The organism is Enterococcus sp. 2G9_DIV0600 (genome assembly GCF_002140615.1).
In the GTDB taxonomy this organism is placed as follows: Bacteria; Bacillota; Bacilli; order Lactobacillales; family Enterococcaceae; genus Enterococcus_D; species Enterococcus_D innesii.
Genome location: NZ_NGLL01000001.1, coordinates 1,038,138 through 1,057,803 on the forward strand (window position 1 = coordinate 1,038,138; position 19,666 = coordinate 1,057,803).

Annotated in this window: 20 protein-coding genes; 13 read left to right on the top strand and 7 right to left on the bottom strand. The window is 45.0% G+C overall.

Annotated elements, in window-relative coordinates; translation table 11 throughout:
- Positions 1-26: 26 nt before the first annotated feature.
- Positions 27-1,004 (bottom strand): ABC transporter substrate-binding protein, encoded by a 978-nt coding sequence (locus A5870_RS04975; RefSeq protein ID WP_086292002.1) that lies wholly within the window; start codon positions 1,002-1,004, stop codon positions 27-29.
- Positions 1,001-1,753 carry a polysaccharide deacetylase family protein gene (locus A5870_RS04980; protein WP_170924030.1) on the bottom strand — a complete coding sequence of 251 codons (753 nt, stop codon included), beginning with the start codon at positions 1,751-1,753 and terminating at the stop codon, positions 1,001-1,003. The genes A5870_RS04975 and A5870_RS04980 overlap by 4 nt, the downstream gene beginning before the upstream one ends.
- A 96-nt stretch (positions 1,754-1,849) precedes the next feature.
- On the opposite strand from A5870_RS04980, the gene A5870_RS04985 reads away from it, so the two are divergent.
- The 3 genes from A5870_RS04985 (at position 1,850) to A5870_RS04995 (ending at position 4,179) form a co-directional block, all read left to right on the top strand.
- Positions 1,850-2,569, top strand: a complete 720-nt coding sequence (locus A5870_RS04985; RefSeq protein WP_242595986.1) for an ABC transporter ATP-binding protein — start codon at positions 1,850-1,852, stop codon at positions 2,567-2,569.
- Positions 2,566-3,300, top strand: coding sequence for an ABC transporter permease (locus tag A5870_RS04990; protein ID WP_086292005.1), 735 nt, complete (start codon positions 2,566-2,568; stop codon positions 3,298-3,300). Before A5870_RS04985 ends, A5870_RS04990 begins: the two co-directional genes overlap by 4 nt.
- A gap of 99 nt (positions 3,301-3,399) precedes the next feature.
- Positions 3,400-4,179: a sulfite exporter TauE/SafE family protein gene (locus tag A5870_RS04995; RefSeq protein WP_086292006.1), complete on the top strand. Its 780-nt coding sequence runs from the start codon at positions 3,400-3,402 to the stop codon at positions 4,177-4,179.
- Between the two features lie 63 nt (positions 4,180-4,242).
- Here A5870_RS04995 and A5870_RS05000 read toward each other — a convergent pair whose 3' ends face one another.
- From A5870_RS05000 to A5870_RS05015, 4 genes are all read right to left on the bottom strand, one after another.
- Entirely contained in the window at positions 4,243-5,085 is an 843-nt protein-coding gene (locus tag A5870_RS05000) for a hypothetical protein (protein ID WP_086292007.1), read from the bottom strand.
- 180 nt (positions 5,086-5,265) lie between these two features.
- Entirely contained in the window at positions 5,266-5,481 is a 216-nt protein-coding gene (locus A5870_RS05005) for a DUF378 domain-containing protein (protein ID WP_008379021.1), read from the bottom strand.
- A gap of 28 nt (positions 5,482-5,509) precedes the next feature.
- On the bottom strand, positions 5,510-5,845 hold the full coding sequence (locus tag A5870_RS05010) for a YrhK family protein (protein WP_086292008.1): 336 nt from the start codon (positions 5,843-5,845) through the stop codon (positions 5,510-5,512).
- 28 nt (positions 5,846-5,873) lie between these two features.
- A complete protein-coding gene (locus A5870_RS05015; protein ID WP_086293389.1) occupies positions 5,874-7,007 on the bottom strand; it encodes an alcohol dehydrogenase catalytic domain-containing protein in 1,134 nt (377 codons plus the stop codon).
- A 287-nt stretch (positions 7,008-7,294) separates the two neighbouring features.
- Between A5870_RS05015 and A5870_RS05020 the strand changes: the two genes are divergently transcribed.
- Positions 7,295-7,579, top strand: coding sequence for a hypothetical protein (locus A5870_RS05020; protein WP_026008050.1), 285 nt, complete (start codon positions 7,295-7,297; stop codon positions 7,577-7,579).
- Positions 7,580-7,634: 55 nt separating this feature from the next.
- Here A5870_RS05020 and A5870_RS05025 read toward each other — a convergent pair whose 3' ends face one another.
- Positions 7,635-8,153 (bottom strand): isochorismatase family protein, encoded by a 519-nt coding sequence (locus A5870_RS05025; protein ID WP_081118224.1) that lies wholly within the window; start codon positions 8,151-8,153, stop codon positions 7,635-7,637.
- A 241-nt stretch (positions 8,154-8,394) separates the two neighbouring features.
- Between A5870_RS05025 and A5870_RS05030 the strand changes: the two genes are divergently transcribed.
- The 9 genes from A5870_RS05030 to A5870_RS05070 all read left to right on the top strand — a co-directional run bounded on the left by A5870_RS05030 (position 8,395) and on the right by A5870_RS05070 (position 19,642).
- The gene (locus A5870_RS05030; RefSeq protein WP_008379010.1) at positions 8,395-9,711 is read left to right on the top strand and encodes an ABC transporter substrate-binding protein; all 1,317 of its coding nucleotides are present in this window, start codon (positions 8,395-8,397) and stop codon (positions 9,709-9,711) included.
- Positions 9,712-9,843: 132 nt separating this feature from the next.
- A complete protein-coding gene (locus A5870_RS05035; RefSeq protein ID WP_005234717.1) occupies positions 9,844-10,755 on the top strand; it encodes a carbohydrate ABC transporter permease in 912 nt (303 codons plus the stop codon).
- Positions 10,755-11,615 (top strand): carbohydrate ABC transporter permease, encoded by an 861-nt coding sequence (locus A5870_RS05040; RefSeq protein WP_005225484.1) that lies wholly within the window; start codon positions 10,755-10,757, stop codon positions 11,613-11,615. Before A5870_RS05035 ends, A5870_RS05040 begins: the two co-directional genes overlap by 1 nt.
- Positions 11,612-12,214, top strand: a complete 603-nt coding sequence (locus A5870_RS05045; RefSeq protein WP_086292009.1) for a hypothetical protein — start codon at positions 11,612-11,614, stop codon at positions 12,212-12,214. The genes A5870_RS05040 and A5870_RS05045 overlap by 4 nt, the downstream gene beginning before the upstream one ends.
- A gap of 141 nt (positions 12,215-12,355) precedes the next feature.
- The gene (locus tag A5870_RS05050) at positions 12,356-13,390 is read left to right on the top strand and encodes a LacI family DNA-binding transcriptional regulator (protein ID WP_086292010.1); all 1,035 of its coding nucleotides are present in this window, start codon (positions 12,356-12,358) and stop codon (positions 13,388-13,390) included.
- Positions 13,391-13,490: 100 nt separating this feature from the next.
- A complete protein-coding gene (locus A5870_RS05055) occupies positions 13,491-14,825 on the top strand; it encodes a PTS sugar transporter subunit IIC (protein WP_086292011.1) in 1,335 nt (444 codons plus the stop codon).
- A gap of 52 nt (positions 14,826-14,877) precedes the next feature.
- Entirely contained in the window at positions 14,878-15,345 is a 468-nt protein-coding gene (locus A5870_RS05060; protein WP_074932200.1) for a hypothetical protein, read from the top strand.
- 8 nt (positions 15,346-15,353) lie between these two features.
- Positions 15,354-17,591, top strand: coding sequence for an alpha-galactosidase (locus A5870_RS05065; RefSeq protein WP_086292012.1), 2,238 nt, complete (start codon positions 15,354-15,356; stop codon positions 17,589-17,591).
- Positions 17,588-19,642, top strand: coding sequence for a beta-galactosidase (locus tag A5870_RS05070; RefSeq protein WP_086292013.1), 2,055 nt, complete (start codon positions 17,588-17,590; stop codon positions 19,640-19,642). Before A5870_RS05065 ends, A5870_RS05070 begins: the two co-directional genes overlap by 4 nt.
- The last annotated feature ends 24 nt before the right edge of the window (positions 19,643-19,666 follow it).

Sequence of the window (19,666 nt, forward strand, 5' to 3'; positions counted from 1 at the left end):
CGCAAATGCGTCTTTTTTGTTGTTTCCTATTCGTCAGCGGGTAAAAAATCGAAATTGGTCAACTCGTTGTAAGAATACGCTTGGTCGATTTGACCTTTGTCTTTTGTCCAAGCAATGATCGCGTCGAATTGCTCTTGCGGCACTGCCTGGGCATACGGATAGTCTTCCTGGCTGTCTAAGTAAGTACTCATAGCATCGGGAAATTGATAGTCTGCCAAGATGTCGGCATAGTCTTTTGCTGAATGAGCATTCATGTAATCGATGGCTTCGTTGTAAGCAGTGTAGAATGCTTTTAGGTCTTGCGGGCGATTTTGGATAACTTCGTCCATAAATTGCAGTGTGCCGCCTTTGATGCCAGCATCTTTAGAGCTGCCTAAAACAATCGCCCCTTGGGCAGCCAACATGCTGGCTTGCGGTTCCGTATAAACAGCGCCATCGACTTGGTCATTGAGCAATGCTTCGGAACGGGCAGAAAAAGAAGCGATATCCACGATGTCATAAGTAAAATCATTTTCTTGTGCAAATTGATCCATGATGTATTCTAAAATGAAATTCGGTACAAGGGTGATTTTTTTATCCGCTAACCCTTTCATCTCAGTGATTCCTGAATTCGGTGAAGCGAGAATCTTGAAGTTTTCCAAAATATCAGAAGTGATCGTCATATCGATGCCGTTTTGCTTGAAGGTCGCTTCTGTCATGACATCGCTGATGGTACCATCCAGCTCGCCTGCCTGCACCGCCACATTGCGGTCATTCGGGGAAGTGAAGGATTTGAGTTCCACAGTCAATCCTTGCTTTTCGAAAAAGCCTTCTTCTTTTGCTAGAATGATCGGAATCGCTGATTCTGCTGGTAACACCCCAATCGTCAATGTTTGATCCGTGACCGCAACTTCTGTACTGCTAGTGCTGGAATTGCTGGTACTTGCTGTTTCGCCAGTGTTGCCGCAGGCGGCAGCGCCGACAGCGAATAGTGCTAGGATACTTGCTAAAATCGTTTTTTTCATTGGTTCATTTCCTCGTTTCTAAATCGTTGTTCAAAAGCAGCCATTGGTAATGAGAACGGGATGACTGCCCGATGGAGTTCCATTGGCTTGGTTTGTGCCGTGTTGATCCCTGGTTTGGTTGTAAATGCTAGAACAAAGCCTTCCTTTTCCAAGGTGGCGATCGTCTGCTGATCATAGAAGCCAAAAGGATAGGCAAAAACATCCTGGATGGCCACATGCTGATTGCAGCTTCGTAAGTCTTGCGCAAAGGCGGCTGGTGTTTCCCACATCGAACGCCCTTGCTGGTCCTTGCGTTCGTGAAAATGATCGGTATGATTGGCATATTCGAAGACATCGCTCATTTCGGCTAATTCGGCGCTGCTCAATGTCCGTGAAACTTCTGGCTCGTAAGGCTGAGGGGCATCAAAAAGCCAGCCGGTCACGACAAAGGCAGTTGCCTTGAAACCAGCTTCTTTCAACAGTGGGTAGGCATATTCTTTCATCGATTGATAGCAGTCGTCAAAGGTCAGCAATACGGATTTTTCTGGTAGCGGCTGCTGCCGGAAATAAAAATCTTTGACTTCTGCAAGGGTCAACGTATGGTAATTTTCTGCTTTCAAAAAGTCGATTTGTTGTTTAAAATGAGAAGTGCTATTGAATAAGGGCAGAGGCAAGGCATCTTGATAACCGTCTGCGACTTTGATCGGGCGGACCTGATCATAAAGTTCTGCTTCGGGACGTATTTCATGAAATACGAGGGTCTGAAACATCATAAACCATCCTTTCTTGTCAATCACGCAAAAAATAGTATAGCATAAAATGTGAAAACCAACACAAATAATTTGAAGAAAGAAGTTTATTCTCTGATGAGTATTCTATTCGATTCCGTTTCTTTTACCTATGGAGATATCGCTATTTTTAAAAACCTTTCGTTTTGTTTTGAACAAGGCGCGACCTATGTGCTGCTGGGAGAATCGGGGATTGGCAAAAGCACGCTTTTATCCTTGATCAAAGGGTTGCAGCGACCGCAATCCGGCACGATCACTTACCAAGGCTGTTCCCCTGACAACATCGAGGTCGTTTTCCAAGAACTGCATTTGTTTCCTTGGCAAACAGTCTACCAAGCACTGGAAATGCCGCTGCTTATCAACCAAATCCCTAGTGAGCGCCGTAAAAAATGGGTCACCAGCTGTATTGCTGAGTTGGGATTGACGCAGGTGCAAGACCGCTATCCGCATCAGCTTAGCGGCGGTCAAAAACAGCGGGCTGCCATGGGGCGTGGACTGATCACACAGCCCGATGTTTTATTATTGGATGAGCCGACCGCTTCGCTAGATCAAGAAACCAAAGCAAACGCCCAAGCCATGATCGCTGCCCAACAGCAGCGTAGACAAAACAGCTTGATTGTGGTGACCCACGATCCAGAAGAGGCAGTGTTTTTGGGGCAGACGATTTTGCTGCTAAAAGATCAAGGCGTTACGCCGATCAGTAATACTTTTTACGGCAGCCAGCAGGAACGAGACTCATTGGCTTTTTATGAAGTCGTCTTGCAGTTGAAAGAACAAATGAGGGAGGCAAGGCAATGAAAACCATTAAATCTTTTGCTTGGGGCTTCTGTTCGTTTGTCGTGGTTTGGTGGGGTGTAAGCTGGGTGACCAACAATCGTTCACTGCCTAATCCTTTAGAAACGGCTGAGCGTTTTTGGGCATTGCGAGAAGTCTTGCTGATCCACGCAGGTGCCAGTTTGCTGCGGGTATTTACGGCGTTGAGTGGGGCGTTGCTGGTCGGGGTGCCGTTAGGAATCTTGATTGGGCGATCCCAAAGAGCCGATCGGCTGCTTGGTCCACTGCTTTACTTTTTATATCCGATTCCTAAAGTTGCGTTTTTACCCGTCTTTATGATTTTCTTTGGCTTAGGCAATCTCTCAAAAGTTCTCTTGATTTTTGCGGTGATCGTCATTCAAGTGATCGTCTCGATTCGTGATGCAGTTATGAAGATCCCACCAGCGTATTTTCAGGTCATGAAAAATTATACCAACCAATGGCGCCATGTCTTGCGCTTCGTTATTTTGCCCGCGCTCATGCCCCCGCTTTTTGCCAGTGTGCGGGTCAGTATCGGGATCGCGTTGGCTTCCCTCTTTTTTGCCGAAAATTATAACACGACGTATGGTGTCGGCTATCTGATCTTAAGTGCGTGGTCAAAAATGGACTACCCACAAATGCTTTCCGGGATCCTCCTGATTGCTTTGATGGGCTATCTGCTTTTTGCCAGTATCGATTGGTTGGAAAAAGTGGTGTGCCGTTACCGACAATCTTAGAAAATGAATGGTTGCTCCATTGTATGATAGTATTTATTGATAAGAAAGAGCGATCGAGCAAGAAAAACAAAGTTGATCGCAATACTAAGGAGTGAGCGAGTGATAGGGTTTATCTATTTTATTGTCATTGTTTTGGCGAATGCAGTAGGTGCAGTTTCGGGCATGGGGGGCGGCGTGCTGATCAAACCGATTTTCGATTTTATCGGCGCCCATTCTGTTGCTGCGATTTCTTTTTACTCGGCGACAGCGGTCTTCACGATGTCCATCGTTTCGACAGCCAGACAATTAGCCAGTGGACGGAAAATCAATTGGTCGATTGCCTTGTGGGTTTCTGGCGGCGCTGTGTTAGGCGGTGTTTTAGGCAATGTTGTCTTTGAACGGCTATTGCTGGTCTTTCGAGACGACAAGATGGTTCAGCTGATACAAATCCTTGTGACCGTGCTGACACTATTATTTGCTTTTTTGTATACAAAATATAACTGGCGCGGGTTTGCGTTGAAAAAAGTCGGTTGGTATGCAGCTTGCGGCTTGATTCTCGGCTTTCTAGCCAGTTTGCTGGGGATCGGCGGCGGACCCATCAATGTTTCTTTATTGATGCTGCTATTTGCCATGCCGATCAAAGAGGCGACGATTTATTCAATTTGTACGATTTTTTTCTCACAGCTGGCAAAAATTTTGACGATCGCTTTTTCGACAGGTTTTGGTCTATATGACCTCAAGGTTTTATGGTTTGTCATTCCGGCAGCCATTGTTGGGGGACTCATCGGGGCAAAGGCAAGCAATGTCCTTTCGACCCAGCGGGTGACACTGGTTTTTCAAACAGTGATCGTTTTGGTTTTGCTGATCAATATTTACAATGGCATTCAACTATTTTTCTAATTCAATCGGCTTGCTTAACTATGAAAAAGCGGCACCTTTCCTCGTGGATAGGTGCCGCTTGTTTTATTGCCATTCGGATTGATAATTTCCTTTGAGATCATAGACATAATTGATCTCGGTGCGATTACGAATCCCATTTAACCCAACGGTCCAAGTCCATTCGCCTTGGAAGCCGTTTAAAATGACGATGCTGACGCCAGGGACATAGTGATCCAGCTGAGCTGCTCGCGCCTCAGAATCCTTGATGATCTTGGGAATGACGCCCCAATCGATGGTATCAAAGGCAATGGTATCTTCCATCGAAAGCTCGATCGTATCGTCGTCTTTTTTCCATTTGGTCAACAGATTTTCTGGGTAATACCAATACTCGTCTTGCAGGCCTGTGTTTGGATTGATCACTCGCGCAACTGCATAAATGCCGCTTTTTAGCGGGACATTGCGGATGTGAAAACTATAGCTGACCAGTTGCAGCTCTTTGTCTTTGAATGAGGATTGATTCGGTAGCGCAGCCATAATTTCTTTGGCACTGGCTTCTTCTCGAAAGAGTTGGCGGTCTACAGGTAAAAAGGTGGAAACTACGCCAATACAAAAGAGAATCACTGGCAGCAAGAGCAATGAGAATAACCAATAGAATGGCGATTTTTTGTGTTTTTTGAGGCCAATGATCAGACCGATCAAAAAGACCAACAGGATCCCTGCTACCCAAAAGTAGGGGAACAAACGAATGATCTGATGCCTGATTTCAACGACTTGGTATTCATTCAGACCAAACCAATTTTCCGCGATGGTGAGGTTATTTAAAACAATGATTCCGCCAATAATACTTAGAATAAATAAGAAAATCAACAGCAAAAGCATCCGACCGAGTATCCGACGTATCAGCGAGGGTCTAGTAGGTGGGGTCATGAGTCACGTCCTTTTTATTTTTTCGAAAATAGTAGGTTAAATACAAGAGTAGTACAACTGGTGTTTTTTTTCAATGATTGTAGACAAAAAAACTGCATCCACAGATGCGACCTCAAAACGTTAGACCAAAAATCTAACTTTTTGGGGTCAGGACATCGCAGATGCAGGTTTTATTTTCAATTAGTCGAGGGTTTGTTGGCGGGCGATAGCTGGAAAGAATTTCAGGCTATACAATGCGCTGATCCCAACTAGAATATAAATGACGCGGGCAATGATCGACGTGCTGCCGCCGGTGATCGCTGCGACAAGGTCAAACTCGAAGGCGCCGACCAGCAGCCAATTGATACCGCCGATGATCAATAAGGTCAGTGCGATCCCATCAAATGTTTTTAACATAGGAAACTCCTCTCTAGTTGTCGCCCCATCAACTTTCGTCGTCGGTGATGGTGACATCTTTTTCTTTTTCGCCTTCTTGATTGCGCTCATTATAAATATAGACATGGCGAACGATTTTAATCAGCGGGCGAATGGTCAAAAAGACTCCGCCGATCAAATAAGCAATCGTTCCGTAAATCGCAGGCAAGCTAGTTAATGAAACGATACTCCCGAAAATATAAAACAAGCCCGTCAAAATATCATTCGTAAGTGAGATCAACATGTAGCGATTTTGAAAGTAGATGCGAAAGCGGCTTGCCTTGATGATCACATCTTCTTCTTTTCCCGGATCGAATTGATGTTCACTCCGTTTGATTTTTGGCATAGGTGCTATCACTGCTCCTTTATTTGTGCTAAGGTTTCAAGACAACTTTGATGTTCTTGTCTTCTTTTTTGTCAAAAATCTCATACGCTTTGGCAGCATCTGCTAAAGGCATCGTGTGGGTGATGATCTGTGACGGGTCAAACAAACCATCGGCAATCATGTCATAAATTTTCGGCATTAAATGAATCACAGGTGCTTGCCCGTGTTTGACATCAATGTTGCGCATAAAGAATTCTTGCAATGGATAAGAAGAAGCAGGTGTCATGTAAACGCCAGTGATTTGGACGGTACCAAATTTTTTGACTGCCTTGGCGGCCATCTGGATCGGTGAGATCGTGCCACTTTGCAAGCTGACTAGATTTTTGGCTTTTTCTTTGACGGGTTCTAAACCATCCATCCCAACACAGTCGATGATCACATCAGCGCCACCTTTGGATAGCTCATACAATTCATCGGCACTAGTAGCCAAATCATCCAATTGGAATGTTTCGACTTGATTGTAGCTGCTGGCTTTTTCTAAGCGATGAGCAACAGGGTCCACGGCAATCACCCGCTTAGCGCCTGCCATCACGGCAAATTTTTGGGCAAACAAGCCAACTGGTCCTGAGCCTAAGACGATCACGGTATCATCCTTTTTGACGCCGGCATTTTGGACACTCCAATACGCTGTAGGTAAGATATCAGATAAAAACAATACTTTTTCGTCAGGGATCGTTGATTCAGGTACGATAAACGAGGTGAAATCTGCGAAAGGGACGCGCAAGAATTCGGCTTGACCGCCCCAGTGGTTGCCGTTCATTTTTCCAAAACCGAATAAGCCGCCATACAATGTATCTTCTGAAGAATTGTCACATTGACTTTCCATTTCATTTTGACAAAAGTGGCAATGGCCGCAACCGATATTGAAAGGGATGACGACGCGATCGCCTTTTTTTAGTTTCTGTACTTGACTGCCGACTTCTTCGACAATACCCATTGGTTCGTGACCAACAACATAGCCTTCTTCCAAAACAGAGCCGCCATGGTGGTAAAGGTGGAGATCAGAGCCGCAGATTGCAGTTGCGGTGATTCGGATGATCGCATCCGTCGGTTCTAAAATCGTTGGATCTTCTACACGGCGAACGTCCATTTTTTGATTTCCTTGCCAGGTTACTGCTTGCATCATTTTTCCTCCTTGTTTGTTCAGATAAGTTCGGACAATCCCTAATTTTTTCAACAACATGTTTTTACTTTTCAGTAACAGATAGTTTAATTCTGCAAGGATTTTAACGATTTGACAACGAAAACGCTCAAAATGGTTGATTTGTTTTTTCTTCATCAATGGTTTAAAAAAAGAAAAACAGATGATTTGCTAAAAAAGTGAAAGCGTGACACTATTAAAGTGAAGCATGCATGCGTTACGAGTATCTAACGGAACCTGCATCAACCAGTGACAAGAAATGAGGAGGGATGATCATGGATCTAACGATTCGAGGAAAAGCTTCCTGCACCAATTGCAATGAAAACTTTGATGGGAAGCTGGTCGTTCATTTACAAGAAGACAGCGAGGGGCAATTAACCATGGTACCACCGTTGGAAACGAATGAATTGGCAGAAGATGAAATCGCTATTCATTACGCTTACGGGGAAGTGAAGGAAGCCATCGAAGGAACCTTCGTATGTCCAAACTGTCAGACTGAAAATGAGGTTCGGATTGAAATTCCGACCGAGCTATTAGATGGCTCAATGAATTAAATCAATAATCAAATTGAAAAAGCTCTCTGTTCCTTGAACAGGGAGCTTTCGTTACCTATTGGTCATTGGTTTGTTTTGTGCCATCAATGATTTGGACATTGAAATCTCGTAAGATGTCGAGTCCTTGCGACTCGTGGTTTTTACCAGCAACTAATGTTTTATTGATGGTGAAATCAGCGTCAGGAAAGGCGCTTTGGATCTCGATCGTATTGGAAAGGACACAGATGTTGGTTTCAACACCAGTGATTTCGATTTTCTTTTCTTCTTCAGGTTCAAATAGATTTTTCTTGATGTCGATCAAGACTTCAGGTGGAATACTGTAATAGTATTTCTTGACGACTTTTTCATTTTCGAGAGGCTTAAGTTCTGGGATCAGCTGCAGGGCAGCGGCTTCTTCATCAGGCGTTCCTTTGACTTCGATTGGGATGTCGCGGGTGTGTAAGATGTACTCCCCATCCGCCCGCGCTTGTTCTAGGCGCTTGGCGATTCGTTTGACGAGAGCAGCGCCATCTGGCACATACGCTTCGTTCTCTTCATCGAGAATTTGGTTTTGCATATCGACAATGACTAGCATGTGGTTACTCCCTTTCTATAAACATCGTTTTTTAATGGTCTGACGTGAGGTTGAAAAATAGGTGCTATTTCTATGATGCCCCACTTTTTTTATATTTTCAAAGAAAACGCTCTTCTTGTCGTGGAACGGCAAAAATGTTATTTTTTTATTCGAATAACGATGCTTTTTATTTGCTGAAAAGAAGAAGTAGTGATAGCTTTTAAATAGTACATTAAAAATAAATGAAAGTAGGTTAGGTTAAATGAGAAAGTTATTTTATATGGGGACTTTGCTTTTTTCAGTTGGTGTACTGGCGGCAGGATGTGGCAATAGTGAAACCGCTGATTCCTCGGGGAATGAGTCAGCAGATGGCAAAACGACGTTGGATTTTTGGTCCTTCTGGGGATCTGGTGCAAGACAAGAAGTAATTGAAGAAATTATTGATGATTTTAATGCGTCACAAGATAAAATCGAGGTCAAATACAGCTACCAGCCTTGGGGCGATATTTGGACAAAATCACTGTCGTCGATCACTGCTGGTAATCCGCCTGATGTTATTGTACAAGATATCAATTCTGTTGCTCAGCGGGCAGAAGCGCAGCAAGCAACGAATTTAAGCGAGTATATCGAAGAGGGCTTTTCTGATGAATTTTATCCGCAATTATGGGATACAGTGGAGTACGAAGGGGATGCCTATGCGGTTCCTTTCAATACAGATACGCAAGTGATTTTCTACAATAAGACACTCTTTAAAGAGGCTGGTATCAGTGAAGAGCAACTGCCCCAAACGTGGGAGGAGTTAGAAACAGTTGCTCGTAAATTAGATGTCAAAAACGGTGATGACTTTGAGCGGATCGGCTTTTACCCATTGTGGAATTTAGGCGCTGACGTGTGGGCGTTGAATGCCGACGATGGCGTCAGCTGGTTTGACAAGGATGAGAACGTCAAAATCGATACAGACAACAAAGTGGAAGCGTTGGAATGGATCTTAGACTGGCAAGAGTATTATGGTCAAGATACCATCAATCGCTTAGAAGCTGAATTTGGTTCAGGGGTTGCCGATCCATTCATTTCTGGATTAGTGGCGATGCGTGCGCAAAACATCAACTATTACTCAAGTTTGGCGGAAAATGCACCAGATGACTTTGAATTTGGGGTCATTCAAATTCCTGAAAAAGAAAGTGGCTCTGGTCACTGGTCATGGGGCGGCGGGTTCGTCCTAGAAGTGCCATACGGTGCCAAAGATCCTGAAGCCTCCTATGAGTTTATCAAATACTTGTCGACACCAGAAGTTCAAGAGAAATTTGGTGAGAAGAGCTTTGATATCATGGCGAATCGGACAGCCAACGAAAACTTGGTCAACAACGACAATCTAGATGAAAATGGTCAAATGATCTACCAAATGGCGGATGAAAACTTTGCCAACACGGTGATCACGCCTGTGCCATTGACAGCGCCTGACTTCAGCAGTCTTGTCAATGAACAAATCGACCAAATCATGCTAGGCAGTAAAACACCGGCTGAAGGGTTGGCAGATGCGCAAAAAGCGGTGGAAGATCTTGTTGAGCAAAACAAATAAATTTCAAAACGAGCGTTTTTAAAAAAGAAGGAAAGTCCAGTCGGTTAGCGGACTGGGCTTTGCTTTCTGCTTTGCGAAGCGGACATGTTTTCTTGAACAAACAATGAGTAAAAATAGAATGGAGTGGAAGGAATGCCAAAGAAGCGTTCAAAAAGTAAACGGCAAGAAGCTCTTTGGGGCTACTTCTTCGTAGCGCCATTTTTGCTTGGGTTCGTGGTGTTTATGTTGGGGCCCATGCTGTTTTCCTTCGTAGGAAGCTTTACCGATTACAATCTGACTTCGAAAATGAATTTTATCGGCTTTAAGAACTTTACCCGCATGTTCACGCAAGATACCCTGTTTTGGAAATCTCTCTATAACACGGCGTATTTTGTACTTTTCAATGTTCCCTTAACCACGTTGTTCAGTGTCTTTCTAGCCACTTTATTGAATCAAAAAATCCGCGGAATCAGTTTTTTCCGAACGACCTTTTACTTGCCAGCGATTCTTTCAGGGGTTGCCGTCTACGTCTTATGGATGCAATTATTATCTCCTTCCGCAGGATTGATCAATACCTTCTTGAGCTGGTTCAATATCAAAGGTCCGGCATGGCTGTTTGATCCCGAATGGACGAAACCAGCGTTGATTTTGATGAAGATTTGGAGTTCAGGGGGCGCGATGCTCTTGTATCTAGCTACCTTGCAAAATATTTCGCCGACACTGTATGAATCGGCTGAGATCGATGGGGCGGGAGTCTGGGCGAAATTCAAAAATATTACGATCCCGTTGATCACGCCGATCATCTTCTATGATGTGATTACTTCTACGATCGGTTCTTTTCAAATTTTCCAAGAAGCATACGTGATGACCAAAAATGGTACCGGTGGTCCGGCGAATTCGCTGCTCTTCTATAATTTGCATATGTGGAACAAAGCCTTCGTCGCCTTTGATATGGGCTATGCGATGGCCATGTCGATGATCTTGTTCTTGATCGTCTTAGTCTTGACCTTTATCAATCTCAAGCTGGCACCGCGCTGGGTTCACTATACCGGAGGTGGCAGCTAATGGAAATGACGACAAAAACACGAAGCAAATCAAGCCAACAGCGAGTCAAAAAAATCATCAGCTATGTGGTGATGTCGATCATCGGGATCGTGCTGCTGATTCCGTTGCTGTGGATGGTCTTTACATCATTGAAACCGATGGAGGAGATCGTGCGTTACCCGCCGACCTTTTTCCCAGAAGAAATCAATCTTGGCAATTATTTGGAGACTATCAACGCCTTTCCATTTTGGCAGTATGCAAAAAATACGTTATTCATTACCGTCTTAGTGGTCTTCGGCAATGTCTTATCAAATTCCTTCATTGCTTATGGGTTTGCAAAATTGGCCTTTCCAGGAAAAAATCTGATCTTTGCCCTCGTCTTGTCTACGATGATGATTCCTGGCTTTGTGACGATGATCCCGCAATATGTCTTGTTTTCCAAAATCGGCTGGGTCGGCACCTATCTGCCGCTGATCGTTCCAGCGTTTTTCGGGAACGCCTTTAACATTTTCTTGATGCGGCAGTTTTACTTGTCCGTTAACAATGAATTGATCGAAGCCGCTAAGATCGATGGCGCCAATCATCTTTATATTTGGAGCCATCTAATGATCCCATTGACGAAACCCGCGCTGATCACGATTGCCATCAACTCCTTCAATGGGGCGTGGAATGATTTCTTAGGACCATTACTGTATATTCAAAACCAAGAAAAGTACACGCTGCAGATTGGCCTGCAAGTCTTCCAAAACCAATCAACGACCCAGTGGAACTACTTGATGGCAGGAGCAACGCTTGTGCTATTGCCGACGATCTTGCTGTTCTTCCTCGCTCAACGCTACTTTATTGAGGGAATGGATCTGACGGGAGGTTCCAAAGGATGAGAACAAAAGTTACCCCTCAACGCTTAAACCAAGCGCTGTTGACTGGCATCAACTGGCTTCCGCATTTACTGGTTTTACAAGGCATGTGGCTGTTGTATTCCTTGCCTTTGATAACCAGTACCACCGCTAGTCGAGCATTGATCGAGACGTTGACGGAACTGCGTAACGAGGGCTTGGTGGCAAGCAGCAAAGCTCATTTTCAGCAAGCATTTCATCAGCAGTGGGCAACAAGAAAAGGGCAAGACCGTTTGCTCAGTCTATTCTTCCTGCTGCTTTTGGCGGACAGCTTTATCTTTAGCCGTTTGCAGCACCCGCTGTTTCAGATCGCTAGTTACGCGTTAGCGTTCACCTTTGGCTTGTTTTGCTTGGTCTTGCTTTATCAAACGAGGCTGCTTCACACCTATCCGCAGCAGCCCAGCTCATTGTTTTATAGTTTTTACCAGTTTGCTCGTTCACCCAAACGAGTACTGGCGCATCTTTTAGCAACAGTGACGCTTGTCTTGACCTTTTTGCTGTTTGGTCCAGTCTACTTATTGGTCTTAGGGATCAGCACCTTGTATTTAGTCAATGTCTTGCTCTGTGACCAAGCGCTCAAATAGAAAACAAACGGGTATCCCGAAACTTCCTTAGTGAAAAGCTAAGGAGTTTCGGTTTTTTTGTGAAAAGAAGGTTGACAGGGTCAAAAATTATGCCTATGCTGAATGTAAATTTAGTAAACAGTAAACAGATGAGGTGCAGCTATGGCAAGTATGAGAGATATCGCGAAATTAGCCGGGGTGTCGGTAGCAAGTGTTTCTAGAATCCTTAACAATGATGAAACCTTCAGTATCAATGAACATACGCGTCAGCGAGTCATTGAGATCGCCAACCAAATGAATTATTCAAAAGAAAAAAATCAACCCCATTCCCGTGAAGTCGGCGACCAAAACACGATTGCCATCATTACCCGCCACGATCGAGAGTCGGAAAGAAACGATCCGTATTTTATGATGATCCGCAACGGGATCGAAAAAGAAGCGGCGAAGTGGCGCTTAAAAACGATTCGGGCCTTTTCCATGCGGGAGCCTCAAAAAGATTTGGCACAATTGGCGAAGTATGGCGCAGTCATTATTATTGGAGAGATGACCAGCGATGCTTTGGCAGAGATCAGTCAGCAAAATGCCAATATTATCCTGGTGGATAATTATAGTGAAGCCCCCAGCTACGATTGCATCCAAACCGATTTTGCCCAAAAGACCCACCAGATCCTCACGATGTTAAAAGAGAAGGGCCATGAGAATATTGCCTTTGTGGGTGGTGTTGCCAGCCGAGTGACGATTTCTGGCGAAGTCGTTTACGATGAACAAGAGATTCGAGCAGAAAATTATCGCCAATGGATGCTGCTTAATAAATTGGAAAAGTTCACAACCGTGCTGCAGGGGAAATGGTCACCAGAGACTGGTTTGCATTTTGGTCAGCAGATCGCGCAAATGAATCCTCTCCCCACAGCGATCGTCGTTGCCAGCGATCCTATGGCTGTCGGGGTTTACAAGGCACTCGCTGAAGCGGGGCTATCGATTCCTAAAGATGTGTCGGTCGTTAGTTTTGATGATATCGAAATGGCGCAATTTATGACGCCCGCATTGTCCTCCGTTAAGATGAAAGCCGAAGAGATGGGGCAGATGAGTGTCGAATTAGCGAAAAATAAAATCCTTGGGGTGCGGACGATGCCGGTTCGCGTCGTTTGTGGCAGTGAATTGATTATTAGAGAATCGATTGCCGAAAAAGATCAGTGACGTCTGATCTTTTTTTATTTTAGGGGTTGTGTAAACATTAACTAAACAACTATACTGATTGTAGTAAACGTTTACAGTTAAAAATAAAGGAGAAAACGAAATGAAGTTTATTGATAAATTAGCCGAAAAGATGGTGCCTTTTGCTCAGATCATTGCCAACAACAAATACTTGTTAAGTCTTCGTGATGGGTTTATGGTCGCTTTTCCTGCGACAATGTTTGCGTCAATTATGATTATTATTCAAAATCTGCCTGCTACTTTCGGACTCTCGGAAAAACTTCCAGAGGGATTCATCACGTTTCTAAACGACTTTTTTGGTCCTATCGGAAATGCGACCATGAGTATCACTGCTATTTTCGTTGTTTTTGGGATCGGCTATCAGTTGGCTGGCAAATATGGACAAGCCAAATTATTTGCGGGTGCCATCTCACTGTCTTCGTTTTTGATGCTACTGCCTTTTGGCTCATCCGAAGAGTTAGGTACAGTGATCCCCTTGTCGAAATTAGGGGCTGAGGGAATGTTTGTCGGAATCATCACGGCCATTATCGCTACGCAGATCTATTGCAAAATCAGTGCGGCTGGGCTGACGATCAAAATGCCAGATTCGGTTCCGCCAATGATCGCAGAATCCTTTGTCGCCATCATTCCTGGGGCGGCACCGTTGTTCCTTTTCAATTTGATTCGCTACTTGTTCACCTTTACTTCATGGGGTAATGCCGTTGATTTCGTTTATGAGATTTTGCAAAAACCATTAATGGGCTTAGGCGGTACGTTGCCAGCAGTACTGATCGCCGTCTTGTTCACCCAATTCTTCTGGTGGTTTGGGATTCACGGAACATTGGTGGTCAATGCGGTGATCGATCCAATCATGAATGCGTTAGCGATCGAAAACTATGAAGCCTACAAAGCAGGGGCTGAACAACTGCCCCATATCATTAACACTACGTTTATGGGCGTGTTCGTCAATCAAGGAATGCAGCTGGGGATCTCGATTACGATGGCCTTCTTTATCGCTCGTTCGATTCGGATGAAAAAATTAATGAAGACCGTGATCGCGCCATCTGTTTTCAACGTATCTGAACCGATGACCTTTGGTTTGCCGATCGTCTTGAACCCGATCGCTTTTGTCCCATGGATCTTAGCGCCATTAGCCAGTACGACGATCTCTTACTTTGCGATTGCCGCAGGCTTGGTGCCACGACCAATTGGAGCAACGGTGGTTTGGACGACCCCGGTCTTCTTATCTGGTTGGTTAGGCACGGGTTCTGTTGCCGGTGCAATCTTACAGTTAGTGACGGTTGCCGTAATGACCTTGATCTGGGTGCCATTCTTGATCGTAATGGATCGCGGGTACTTGAAAGAAGAAAAAGCGGAAGCGTCATTAAATGAACAAGCGGCATCTGAAATGATCAATCAAAGAGTAGAAGAAAGATAAGCCCAGAAACGGAAAGGAATGCAATAGCGCACCCTTTAGAAAGGAATTTGTGATGAGAACCGATACATTGTCTTGCAGTTATCAAATGAATACCACACCTACGGACTTTTCCCGTGTGTTATTGGCGGAACAAGAGAAATTCTTTCTAGCCAAACAAGCCCAAGAACCGTTCGGGGAAGGCTGCCGTATTGAAACGATGATCCAAACCAAAACCGCCCCGCGGTTGGTACCTGCCGTCATGACGGTCAAAAAAATTGCCGCGGATGAGCTGTGGCTTCGTACGACCCATGAAGAAGGAGTGATCGATCAACGGTACAGTTTTGCTCCAGGACAAAAAGGGAAGCTACAAGTCACGTATTCGGAACAAAGCCGTTTTGCGCAGCAGAAAACAACCTACAGTTTTATGCTGGCGGCGCTGTTTTACAAATTCTTTTTCAATCGCGGCGTCAAAAAACGCTTGCGTTATCTTGAAGCAGCTTGTCAACGAGCAGGGACAAATGAAAAAAATGGGGAAAATTGAGGATAGCAATGATAGAAATTAGGAATGAACAACTCTTTCACTTATACAATGAAAAAATCAGTTATATCATAAATGTGTTACCAAATCAGCAACTGGGTCATGTCTATTTTGGGCCATCTCTAGGCACACTGGCGCCATTTGATCAAGCGTACCTTGAGAAAAAAGAGAATAAATCGGCAGGAACCGTCAAGTTTTTTGAAGCTGACAATCTTTTTACCTTGGCGGACCGTTTTCAAGAATTGCCAACGTATGGGACTTCTGATTTTCGAGAAGGGGCAGTGTCGGTTTTTGAGGAAGAAACCCCTCTTTATGTGGATTTTAAACTTGTGGCTTTTCACTGTTTTGAGGGCAAAGAACGAAAGCTGGCACAACCAGCCAGCTTTGCTTCTGCCGATGAAAGCCAAAGCATCGTCTTTGAATTAGTAGACCAAGAGCGACAGCTGGAAATGGCAATCACCTATACGATCTTCAAAGGATCAGGAACGATCACGCGGCAGCAAACACTGACCAATAGGGGGAGCAAGCCGAGAACCATCCAACGCTTTTTGAGTGGTGTCTTGGAGCTGAAAAATCGCGATTTTGAACTGCTGCATCTTTCAGGCGCATGGCTGAAAGAACGGCATATCAAGACGGTCCCTTTGACCCAAGGGACGATCAGTGTCGGCTCGTTAAAAGGAGCGTCTGGTCATCAGCACAATCCTTTTGTCGCCTTAAAAGAACAGCAAGCCACCAATGACACTGGTCACGTCTATGGTGCCAACCTGATTTATTCGGGCAACTTTTTGGCGCAAGCGGAAATGGATGAATGGGACAACGTTCGATTGATGTTGGGGATACATCCTGAGCATTTCAGCTGGCAGCTTTCACAAGGAGAAACTTTTGAAGCCCCAGAATGTCTCTTCACCTTCACCGCTGCTGGTCTGAATGGCTTGAGTCAAGAATCCGCCCAATTTATCGAAAAGCATGTGATTGCTCCTTATTGGCAAAAGCGGCAGCGGCCGATCGTCTTTAATAACTGGGAAGCGACTTATTTTGATTTTAATGAAGAAAAGCTGTTGACCTTAGCTCAAGAAAGCAAGGCATTAGGGATGGAGTGCTTTGTGCTTGACGATGGTTGGTTTGGAAAACGCAACGACGATCGCAGTTCATTAGGCGATTGGGTGGCGGACCCTGCCAAATTTCCAAAAGGAATCGGGTCTTTTGCTGAGAAAATTCATGCCATGCAGCTGCAACTGGGGATTTGGTTTGAACCAGAAATGGTTTCGCCGGATAGTCAGTTGTACCAAGAGCACCCTGAGTGGGTAGTCAAGCATCCTTATGAGCGGATCTCTGTGGGGCGCGGACAATACGTGTTGGATTTTGCCAATCCAGCAGTGGTCGAGGCGATTTTCGAAGCGATGCAAAAAGTGATCCTTGAAACCAAGCTAGATTACATCAAATGGGATATGAATCGCAATATCACTGAAGCTTACTCTCCCTATTTAGCGGAACAGGGAATTTCTCAGACGGAGTTTTATCATCGCTACATTTTAGGTCTTTATCGCTTATATGAAAAAATCTTAGCTGCGTTTCCGACCCTTTTGATCGAAGGCTGTGCTGGCGGCGGGGGCAGATACGATTTAGGGATCTTATTTTACAGTCCGCAGATTTGGCCTAGTGATGATAGTGATGCAGTGGAACGTTTAGCCATCCAAAGCGGAACGTTGTTAGGGTACCCTTTGTCCTCCTTCAGCAATCACGTGTCGGCGGCACCAAACCACCAAGTCGGCAGGGCAACGTCTTTAGCCTTTCGGCAAACCGTCGCAATGTTTGGGCCTTTGGGGTATGAACTCGATCTCTTTCACTTGTCTGAAACCGAAAAGCAGGCAATCAAATCCCAAATCGTCTTTTATAAAAAACAGCGGCAATTGCTGACCTTTGGCACTTTTTACCAGCTGCAGCAGTTGGACCATGCCAATGAAACGACTTGGGCGGTGTATGATCCGCAAAATGAAGAAGCCTTGGTTGCTTTCTTTCGCGTGTTGGCACAAGCCAATCCGACGGCGGAAGACTTTTTGCCCGCAGCCTTTCTCAATGTCCAACAGGTGTACCAGGTCAATGGCGAAACTGTCTCTGGTCAGCTGTTAAGACAATTAGGGTTGCGTAAACCCTATCAGTTTAATGCCGTCAACCATGGAACAGCGCAAGTCACTGGCGATTTTCAATCATTTGTCTACCAGTTACAAGCCAAAAAAGGAGCAGAATGATGAGCAATCAATTGTTTGATCAGCAGTTTATGCATGGCGGGGATTACAACCCCGATCAATGGCTGGCTTATCCAGAAATCTTGCAAAAGGATCTTGCTTATATGCAGCAAGCCCATGTCAACACTGTCACATTAGGAGTGTTTGCTTGGAGTGCCTTAGAGCCACAGGAAGGCGTTTATCAGTTTGACTGGTTGGATCGTGTGTTTGATCAGATCCATGACATCGGCGGCAAAGTCATTTTGGCCACTCCTAGCGGTGGGCGTCCTCAATGGCTGAGCCAAAAGTATCCCGAAGTCAATCGGACCAACGCCCAAGGGCAAAAACATACCCATGGGTTTCGCCACAATCACTGTTACTCTTCACCGATCTATCGGGAAAAGGTGACGCAAATCAATCAGCAGTTGGCAAAACGTTACGGCAAGCATCCGGCATTAGCCATGTGGCATATCTCCAATGAGTACTCTGGGGAATGCTTTTGCTCCTATTGTCAGGAAAACTGGCGCAGCTGGCTGCAAAAAAAATATGGTGATTTAGCCACGTTGAATCATGCCTGGTGGACTTCTTTTTGGGGCGGTACGTACTCTGATTGGTCGCAGGTTTTACCGCCTTCACCTTTAGGGGAACACAAAGTGCATGGCATGGATCTTGATTGGAAACGATTTGTCACAGATAGGACGATCGATTTTTATTTGCATGAATGTGCGCCGATCCGTCAGCTGACACCGGACATTCCTGTGACGACGAATTTTATGGCGGAAGGACATGCTACCCAAGATTTTATTCCTTTAGAAGGCATTGACTACAGCAAGTTTGCTCGTCATGTGGACATCGTTAGCTGGGATAGTTACCCTGATTGGAACAACAACTTTGAATCCTTGGCAGCGACAGCGATGAAATCCGCCTATGTGCATGACCAGTACTGGTCATTGAAGAAACAGCCCTTTTTAGTGATGGAATGCACGCCGAGTTTTGTTAACTGGCATTCCTTCAATAAAGCGAAAAAGCCTGGTGTCCATCAGTTGAGTGCCATGCAACAGATCGCCCATGGCTCAGATAGTACCTTGTATTTTCAATGGCGCCAATCCCGTGGCAATTCAGAAAAATTCCATGGGGCAGTCGTGGGACATGATGATTCCACGGAGAATCGGGTCTTCAAAGAAGTTGCGGCTTACGGCAAGCGCTTGGAAAAAATCAAAGAGATTCAAGGAACCACCAGAAAAAAAGCAGTGGCGATTCTTTTTGATTGGGAAAGCAACTGGGCATTGAAGCGAGGTGGCGGGTTTGGGCGACCAACACGACGGTATCCCCAAACGTTGCAGGAGCATTATCGTTATTTCTGGGAACAAGACATCGCGGTCGATATTTTGACCCCAGAGCAAGATTTTTCTGACTATCAGTTGGTGATCGCTCCGATGCTTTACTTGATGACAGCAGAGACGATGGCAAAACTTTGCCAGTACACGGAAGCTGGTGGTACCTTGATTTCCAGTTACTTTAGCGGCATGGTCAATGAAACCGACCTGTTGTATCTGGGGGGATTGCCACAGCCGTTGCGAGGGTTATTAGGCATCAACGTGCTGGAGCTGGAAACTCTTTTTGACACTGAACACAATCAAGTGGTTTTTCAAGGACAGCCCTTTGAAACACGGGACTATTCTGCAATCATCGAAGCCGAAACAGCGGAGGTGCTAGGGGAGTATCAAGCGGATTTTTACCAAGGAACCCCTGCGATCACCAAAAATGCCTTTGGTGCCGGCACCGCCTACTATCTGGCGGCTCGCACCAACTATGACTTTTTCGAACAGTTTTATGCTTCTTTGGCCCGTGAGCTGTCTTTGGCAGAGGAAAGGATCGCGCATGCCAATCCTGCAGTCTCGATCCAAGGTAGGTCCAGTCCTGAACGATCGTATTTTTTCATCATGAATTTTTCTGAGAAAGAGCAGACACTACACTTGATCAAAGAAGTCGTTGATTTAGAGACCAATCAAGCAGTCCCTCAAACAGCAACCTTGGCGCCGTATGAAGTGCGAGTGGTTTATTTTAACAATTAGCTGACCGTTGAAAAAAATGTCCCC